An 8,640-nucleotide genomic window follows, 5' to 3' on the forward strand; every position below is an offset into this window, starting at 1 on the left:
CGGAAAGCCGCGATGAACCATTTTTTATGCCGACTTACACAGCACAATGTGCGAAAGCGCACACCAATAAGAGCGTGATTAATCGATAAATCGTGATTCATTTGAATATTAAGCTCTTTTTTTTAGGTGTTAATTGGTTTTTAAAACTAACTATTAGGCTTGGCTTAGGGTTTATTTGATGCTTTCAGCTGATAGTTGGTTTTTTGACGTAATTGTCGGATAACAGGTGTTAGACCAGATGATAATAAAGCGTTAAAGTTGTTTCGTATTACTGTTTGTTGTTATCACGACAGACAGCCATAGCCGAAAAAGTGGAAGTATTTCGAATTAGGCTACGAATAAGCCCTAGACTATGAAAAACCAGCCCAACATGTTCACCAAATATGATTGGAAACTGGTGAGGAGAGCAATATGACAACAAAACCTGAAACAGCCATGTCATCCGGCGCTGAAATGTTATCCGGCGCTGAGATGGTGGTGCAGTCTCTAATTGAAGAGGGTGTAGAACAAATCTTTGGTTATCCAGGTGGTTCTGTACTTGATATCTACGATGCGCTGCATGCTAAAACGGCTGAAATTAAACACGTATTAGTACGACACGAACAAGCCGCTACCCACATGGCAGATGGCTATACTCGTTCTACTGGTAAGCCGGGTGTAGTACTTGTGTGTTCTGGTCCAGGTGCGACCAATACCGTTACTGGTATTGCCACAGCCTACATGGACTCAATCCCAATGATTGTTATTTCTGGTAACGTACCAAATAACCTTATTGGTAACGACGCCTTCCAAGAGTGTGACATCGTGGGTGTATCCCGTCCGATCGTTAAACACAGCTTCCTCGTTAAGAAAGCGGAAGATATCCCTGAAGTCGTTAAAAAAGCCTTCTATATTTCAACGACAGGACGTCCAGGTCCTGTGGTTATTGATCTGCCTAAAGACATTTTAAACCCACAAATTAAGCTTCCTTATGAATACCCAGAAACGCTAAAGATGCGTTCGTATAACCCAACGGTTACGGGTCATAAAGGTCAAATCAAGAAAGCATTAAAAGCACTCCTTGAAGCGAAGAAGCCAGTACTTTACGTCGGTGGTGGTGCGGTTATTTCTGAGGCAGACAAGCCACTGTTAAAATTAGCAGAGGCATTGAATTTACCCGTGGTTAGCACCCTAATGGGGCTTGGCGCTTTTCCGGGCACTCATAAAAACTCTTTGGGTATGTTGGGCATGCACGGTTTGTATGAAGCCAACATGGCAATGCACAACGCAGATTTAATCTTTGGTATTGGCGTACGTTTCGATGATCGAACGACCAACAACCTAGACAAGTACTGCCCGAACGCGAAGATCATGCACATTGATATCGACCCATCGTCGATCTCTAAAAACGTAAAAGTGGATCTACCGATTGTAGGTTCTGCAGAAAAAGTACTCGAGAGTATGGTGAACCTGCTGATTGAGCAGGGTGGCACTAACGATGCTGAAGCGATGGACAGCTGGTGGAGTGAAATCAAACAGTGGCAAGAGCGTGATTGCTTAGCTTATGAGAAATCTTCTGAGTGCATTAAGCCACAACAAGTTATTGAAACACTTCACAAAGTAACCAATGGCGACGCGTACGTTGCTTCGGATGTTGGCCAGCACCAGATGTTTGCTGCTTTGTACTACCCATTCAACAAACCACGCCGTTGGATTAACTCGGGTGGCCTTGGCACGATGGGCTTTGGCTTACCTGCAGGTATGGGCGTTAAGTTTGCTAAGCCAGATGAAGAAGTGGTTGTTGTTACTGGTGACGGCAGTATTCAAATGAATATCCAAGAGCTGTCGACTGCGCTGCAATACAATATTCCCGTTAAGATTATTAACCTTAACAACCGTTTTTTAGGCATGGTAAAACAGTGGCAAGACATTGTTTATCAAGGTCGTTACTCTAATTCATATATGGACTCTGTTCCTGATTTTGCTGCTATCGCCGAGGCTTATGGCCACGTTGGCATGCGTATTTCATCTCCGGATGAATTGGAATCAGGTTTGGAAAAAGCACTGGCGATGAAAGACCGTTTGGTATTTGTCGATATTAGTGTGGATGACACCGAGCACGTATACCCAATGCAGATCAAAGGCGAGGGTATGGATAACATGTGGCTAAGCAAAACGGAGAGAACATAATATGAGACATATCCTTTCACTATTAATGGAAAACCAACCAGGTGCACTATCTCGTGTGGTTGGCTTGTTTTCTCAGCGTGGCTACAACATAGAGTCTTTGAATGTATCCCCTACGGATGATCCAACGCTTTCTCGTCTGAATGTCACCACTAACTCGAGCGAAATGCAGCTTGAGCAGATCCAAAAACAGCTACACAAGTTAATCGACGTACTTAAGGTACAAGAAGTGTCTGAGCTTGAGCATATCGAGCGTGAACTTCTAATGGTAAAAGTTCGTGCTAGCGGCTTTGCTCGCGCTGAAGTGAAGCGCACAGCGGATATATTCCGTGGTCAAATCGTTGATGTGACGGCTTCGCAATATACGGTTCAAATGGCCGGCACTAGCGAGAAGCTGGATGCTTTCATTCAGGCATTGTCTGAAGTAACGGAAGTGCTTGAAGTCGCTAGAAGCGGTGTTGTTGGTATTGCTCGCGGTGAACGAGCGTTGAAAGCCTAAATAATAAATCTTTTAAAAACAGCTTTTAAGCCGCTTTTTTAAGCGGCTTTTATTTTGTTAATTTTTTAGCCAGTCCTCTCTTAAACTATTTTTTAACGCCCCTTGCCTTACCATCCTTTGACTACGAATCTCACTTATGAGCGACCTGTGTTACAAAATCTATACAGTTAGACTAAAGTCTAATGCTCTCGATGATTTGAACTAAACTGAACGATAACCATACAGTCTGATTGAAAGAGGCGTGGTATGTTTGTCGATTTTTTAGTGAGGTTAACCATAGGTACATTAGCCGTTCTTGGCTTTCAACTGAGTGCACTGTATTTTTTACCTATGGTTGTGCTACTCAATACTCATCACAAAGAGTTTTTTGGGTGGTAGTTCAGTCGTAATACTGGAAACAAAAAACGGAGCCATTGAGCTCCGTTTTTATTTGGTTGGAAACTACTTTAGCGTTATGCCGCTTCGATAACTTCTTCAATTCGTTTCATTGAACCTAACAGGTGTTGATCAAGCAGTTCTGTTGCTTGTTCTACATTCTTAGAGAGTGCTAGCTTCATGATCATTTCGTGTTCATCAATATTGAACAGCTCATCAGACGCGCTTTCTGCAGACATCGCCAAGAAGCGGTAACGTTTGACTTGATTGATCAGGTCATCAAAGAACTTAAACATGTTTTCTGAGTCTGCGCCTTCAAGTAACGCTGCATGGAACTGCTGGTGACGCTCTTCCCACTCGACACAATCAAACTCTTCTGAGACATATTGTATGCGTGATAGCTTGTGGTAGGAGGTTAATACTTCCAGTTCCCAGCTTTCATCACCTGTTGAAATCGCTTTTTTAAGCAGTACAGAAGAGACAACACGAAGGCTTTCATATAGATCATTGAGTTCTTTCTTTGATACAGGAGACACCCAGCAGCCTTTCTGTGGCTCTAGCTTTACGTATTTGCTCCAAGATAACTGTACCAAGGCTTCGCGAATAGGAGATGCGCCGACGTTGTAGCGTGCTTTGAGATCAGCAACAACGAGCTTTTGGCCTGGGGTTAACTCACCATTGAGGATATCTTGGCGAATCATCTTTGATACTTTGTCAGTAAGCGTAGGACTAGACATTACAAACCTCATGTATATTTGATTTCTAGTCTGCTAATCCGTTTCTTAGGAAGAGTTTATTGGAGTTTAACAGTACGTAGTTCTAATGTGATTGATAATACAGCGTACTGAAAAGTTAGGCAAGATTTTGTTTCATAAAAAAAGAGGGCCGAAGCCCTCTTTTATATTTTATGCGAATCGGTTCATTCTTATAGAACGTGAACAGATGCTGTGTTTGTAGTACCAGAAGCGACTAGAGCACCAGAAACCATAACTACGATGTCGCCTTTGTTACCTAGGCCAGATTGTAGAGCGATTTCTTTACCGTTGATGTAGAACGCGTCTGTGTTCTCGATAGAGTCAACAAGAACTGGCTTAACACCTTTAGTAAGAACTAGCTGTGCAGCTGTCTTTTCGTTAGTTGTTAGAGCAAGGATGTTTGCAGTTGGGAAGTACTTACGTACTGAACGTGCAGACTTACCGCCTTCAGTTGCAACAACGATTAGAGGAGCAGCTAGCTTCTCTGCTGTGTCTACAGCGCCTTTACATACTGCTTCAGTGATGCGTAGACGTGGGCTGTCTAGACGAGAACCTAGCTCAGCTTTAAGAGCTGAATCAGTACGGTTCGCGATTTGAGCCATGATAGTAACAGCTTCAACTGGGTACTTACCTTTAGCCGTTTCACCAGAAAGCATTACTGCATCAGTACCATCCATGATTGCGTTCGCAACGTCACCCGCTTCTGCACGAGTTGGACGTGGGTTGCTGATCATAGAGTCAAGCATTTGAGTTGCAGTGATAACCATCTTACGTGCGCGGTTACACTTCTCGATCATCATCTTCTGAGCGAAGATTACTTCTTCAGCTGGGATTTCAACACCTAGGTCACCACGAGCAACCATGATGCCGTCAGAAGCTTCAAGGATTGAATCGAAGTTATCTACACCTTCTTGGTTTTCAATCTTAGAAATGATGTGGATGTTCTCGCCGCCGTTAGCGTTTAGAAGTTCACGGATTTCTTTAACGTCGTCTTCTTTACGGATGAAAGAAGCAGCTACGAAATCAACACCTTGCTCACAACCAAACTTAAGGTCAGCTTTGTCTTTTTCAGAAAGAGCTGGAAGTTGAACAGAAACGCCAGGAAGGTTAACACCTTTGTTTTCGCCTAGAGCACCGTTGTTAAGAACTTTACACTTAACTTCAGTTTCTGTTGTTGCGATAACTTCCATTTCGATTAGGCCGTCATCAACAAGGATAGTGTTACCTGCTGTTAGGTCTTTAGCGAAACCTAGGTAAGTTACTGCTACTACGTCTTTGTTACCAACAACTGTTGCGTCAGTTGTGAAAGTGAACTCTTGACCAGCTACTAGATCTACGTCGTTACCATCTTCAAGTTTGATAGTACGGATTTCTGGACCTTTAGTATCTAGAAGGATAGCAAGTTGCTCACCTTTGTTTTCCATTACTTTACGGAAGTTCGCGATACGAGTGCCGTGCTCTGCGAAATCACCGTGAGAGAAGTTAAGACGCATAACGTTCATGCCAGCATCTACTAGTTCAGTTAGCTTCTCTACAGATTCAGTTTTAGGGCCAATCGTACATACGATTTTGGTCTTTTTCATGGAAGGTACTCTCCGGTAAGTATTGTTACAATTTGAAATTTATTTAAGTTCTGAAGATTGGTCCGCTACATCAACATTTTGTGCCTGTTGTGTAAAAGCGCGGGACTTCCAATATGTCCTTCAGAGTTGTAAGTCTTTCATCAGTTTTAGTCATTTTATGACCAAAAGAATTTGATTCAATATCGGTTTTCTGTGACTTACCCCACTATATAGGCGGTAAGTTGCAAAAAAATAACAGTCAGTTTTGTAATTTTTTTTCTTTTCGGGTGCGGATTCTACCACCTAATGAGTTCAATATCACTGCTTAACAATTGTCTTAGGACAAGGTTTTATCGCTATTTATTAATTTTTTGGATCAAAATAAATGGACTAAATAGTTTCGTTGTAACTATAATATGTTTCATATCGAAACTTAGTGGCCTTTTTTAAATGTCGAAACGAAACACCCAGCTCAGAAGACATGCAATTTCTAACCTAGTGAATGAAAAAGGGGAGGTTAGTGTTGATGAATTATCCGCTAAGTTCGAAACCTCAGAGGTCACTATTAGAAAGGACTTGGCGTCTTTAGAGAAAAACGGTCAGCTTTTACGCCGTTATGGTGGTGCGATTTCGTTACCGAAAGAGGTTGTCAACGAAGAACTGGGCCCACAAGTTTCGACTCGAAAGGTTTCATTAGCGAAAGCCGCTGCAGATTTAATTCGCGATCATAATCGTATTGTGATCGATAGCGGTAGCACGACTGGTGCGCTAATTCAGCAGCTCAATAGCAAGCGTGGTTTAGTTGTGATGACCAACTCGTTGCACGTTGCTAATGCACTTAATGAGTTGGAAAGCGAACCAACACTGCTAATGACCGGCGGCACTTGGGATACCCACTCGGACTCTTTCCAAGGCAAAGTCGCAGAGTCAGTACTTCGTGCTTACGATTTTGATCAACTATTTATTGGGGCTGATGGTATCGACCTTGATAGAGGCACAACCACGTTCAATGAATTGGTTGGTCTAAGTAAAGTAATGGCTGAAGTGTCACGAGAAGTGATCGTGATGGTTGAGTCGGAAAAGGTGGGACGAAAGATCCCGAACTTAGAGCTGGCATGGGAGCACATTGACATCTTAATTACCGATACAGACTTAGGCGAAGAATCCAAAGCAAGTATCGAATCACATGATGTTCGTGTGATCTTGACTGATCCAGCGTAAAAACAAATTTAAGTATTATGCATTTACCTTCCTATAATTGATCTTGATAAAGATCTGGCCTTTGCTTGCTGCCAATAGGAATAAAACGAAATTGATGGAGTGAAACTATGTGTGGAATTGTTGGTGCAGTAGCACAGCGTGATGTAGCCGAAATTTTAGTAGAAGGCCTTCGCCGCCTAGAATACCGAGGCTACGATTCGGCGGGTGTAGCTGTAGTTGATAGCGAATCTAACCTAACTCGTGTACGCCGCCTTGGTAAAGTACAAGAGCTAGCAGACGCAGTCGATCAACAACATGTTATTGGCGGTACTGGTATAGCTCATACACGTTGGGCGACACACGGTGAGCCTTCTGAAGCAAACGCACACCCACACATGTCTGGTGATATTGCTGTTGTACACAATGGTATTATCGAAAACCACGAAGCACTGCGTGCTCTTCTTCAAGAGCGTGGTTATGTGTTTACTTCACAAACGGATACTGAAGTTATCGCTCATCTTGTTGAGTGGGAACTTCGCACGTCAGCTTCTTTGGTTGAAGCTCTGCAAAAAACAGCAAAACAATTAGACGGTGCATACGGCACAGTGGCGGTTGATCGTAAAGATCCTAGCCGTATCGTTGTTGCTCGTTCTGGTAGCCCAATCGTTATCGGTTTTGGTGTGGGCGAGAACTTCCTTGCTTCTGACCAACTAGCGCTATTAAGCGTAACTCGTCGCTTCATGTACTTAGAAGAGGGTGATGTTGCTGAGGTGACTCGTCGTGATGTAACAGTATTTGATGTAGCGGGCGAGCGTGTAGAGCGTGAAATTGTTGAATCAAACGCAGAACACGATGCAGGTGATAAAGGTCAATACCGTCACTTCATGCAGAAAGAGATCTTTGAGCAGCCAACAGCGCTGATCAACACAATGGAAGGTCGTATCTCTGACACTTCTGTAATCACTAATGCAATCGGTGTTAAAGCGGAAGAGATCCTAAGCAAGGTAGAACACGTGCAGATCATCGCATGTGGTACGTCTTACAACTCAGGCATGGCAGCTCGTTACTGGTTTGAGTCTCTAGCAGGCGTAAGCTGTGACGTAGAGATTGCCTCTGAATTCCGTTACCGTGATTTCGTTGTTCGCCCGAACAGCCTATTGGTGACTCTGTCTCAGTCTGGTGAAACGGCGGATACGCTTGCTGCACTTCGTCTTGCAAAAGAAAAAGGTTACATGTCGGCAATGACTATCTGTAACGTTGCGGGTTCTTCGCTAGTTCGTGAATCTGATTTTGCCTTCATGACTCGCGCAGGAACTGAGATCGGCGTTGCTTCAACTAAAGCCTTCACGACACAGCTAGCTGCAATGCTGATGATGGTAACGTCAATTGGTCGTCTACAAGGTCGCATCAATGAAGAGAAAGAAGCTGATATCGTTCAAGCACTGCATCAACTGCCTGCTGATATCGAGAAAGCATTGGCGTTTGATAAAGAGATCGAAGCGCTAGCACCTGATTTTGCTGATAAGCATCACACACTGTTCTTGGGGCGTGGTGAGTTCTACCCAATCGCGATGGAAGCGTCTCTTAAACTGAAAGAGATCTCTTACATCCACGCAGAAGCATACGCGGCTGGCGAGCTTAAGCACGGTCCTTTGGCTCTTATCGATGCAGATATGCCAGTCGTCGTTATTGCACCAAGCAACGACTTGCTAGAGAAACTGAAATCAAACGTTGAAGAAGTACGTGCTCGTGGCGGTCTACTTTACGTATTCGCAGATGAAGATGCAGGCTTTGAAAGCGATGAGAACATGAAGATCATCAAGATGCCTCACGTAAGTGAAGTAACAGCACCTATCTACTACACAGTACCGATGCAGTTGTTGTCTTACCACGTAGCGCTAATCAAAGGTACTGACGTTGACCAACCTCGTAATCTTGCGAAAGCGGTTACTGTTGAGTAATCGTTAGCTTATCTAAGAAAATTAGATAATAAGAAGCCCATCCTGTGATGGGCTTTTTTGTGTCTGCTAGTTAACGATTCGTGTTAGAGCTAGCTGTAGCGTCATTAAGCATTAAGCATTAA

The 8,640-nt window shown here is 43.4% G+C and carries 6 protein-coding genes; 4 read left to right on the forward strand and 2 right to left on the reverse strand.

The genetic code is table 11. The features are described from left to right. Positions 1-411: 411 nt before the first annotated feature. Both AB4407_RS14895 and ilvN read left to right on the forward strand, forming a co-directional pair. The gene (locus AB4407_RS14895) at positions 412-2,169 is read left to right on the forward strand and encodes an acetolactate synthase 3 large subunit (RefSeq protein WP_372121106.1); all 1,758 of its coding nucleotides are present in this window, start codon (positions 412-414) and stop codon (positions 2,167-2,169) included. Between the two features lies 1 nt (position 2,170). Continuing rightward, positions 2,171-2,665: an acetolactate synthase small subunit gene (gene ilvN, locus AB4407_RS14900; RefSeq protein WP_004735875.1), complete on the forward strand. Its 495-nt coding sequence runs from the start codon at positions 2,171-2,173 to the stop codon at positions 2,663-2,665. A 452-nt stretch (positions 2,666-3,117) separates the two neighbouring features. Here the strand turns inward: ilvN and AB4407_RS14905 are convergent, their stop codons facing one another. Next, a complete protein-coding gene (locus AB4407_RS14905; protein WP_372121107.1) occupies positions 3,118-3,789 on the reverse strand; it encodes a GntR family transcriptional regulator in 672 nt (223 codons plus the stop codon). A gap of 176 nt (positions 3,790-3,965) precedes the next feature. Beyond that, positions 3,966-5,378, reverse strand: coding sequence for a pyruvate kinase PykF (gene pykF / locus AB4407_RS14910; RefSeq protein ID WP_017104457.1), 1,413 nt, complete (start codon positions 5,376-5,378; stop codon positions 3,966-3,968). Positions 5,379-5,807: 429 nt separating this feature from the next. Between pykF and AB4407_RS14915 the strand changes: the two genes are divergently transcribed. Further along, the gene (locus AB4407_RS14915; protein ID WP_139683801.1) at positions 5,808-6,578 is read left to right on the forward strand and encodes a DeoR/GlpR family DNA-binding transcription regulator; all 771 of its coding nucleotides are present in this window, start codon (positions 5,808-5,810) and stop codon (positions 6,576-6,578) included. Between the two features lie 107 nt (positions 6,579-6,685). Next, the gene (gene glmS / locus AB4407_RS14920; protein WP_372121108.1) at positions 6,686-8,518 is read left to right on the forward strand and encodes a glutamine--fructose-6-phosphate transaminase (isomerizing); all 1,833 of its coding nucleotides are present in this window, start codon (positions 6,686-6,688) and stop codon (positions 8,516-8,518) included. Positions 8,519-8,640: the final 122 nt, after the last annotated feature.

This window comes from Vibrio sp. 10N.261.46.E11, assembly GCF_041472735.1.
In the GTDB taxonomy this organism is placed as follows: domain Bacteria; phylum Pseudomonadota; class Gammaproteobacteria; order Enterobacterales; family Vibrionaceae; genus Vibrio.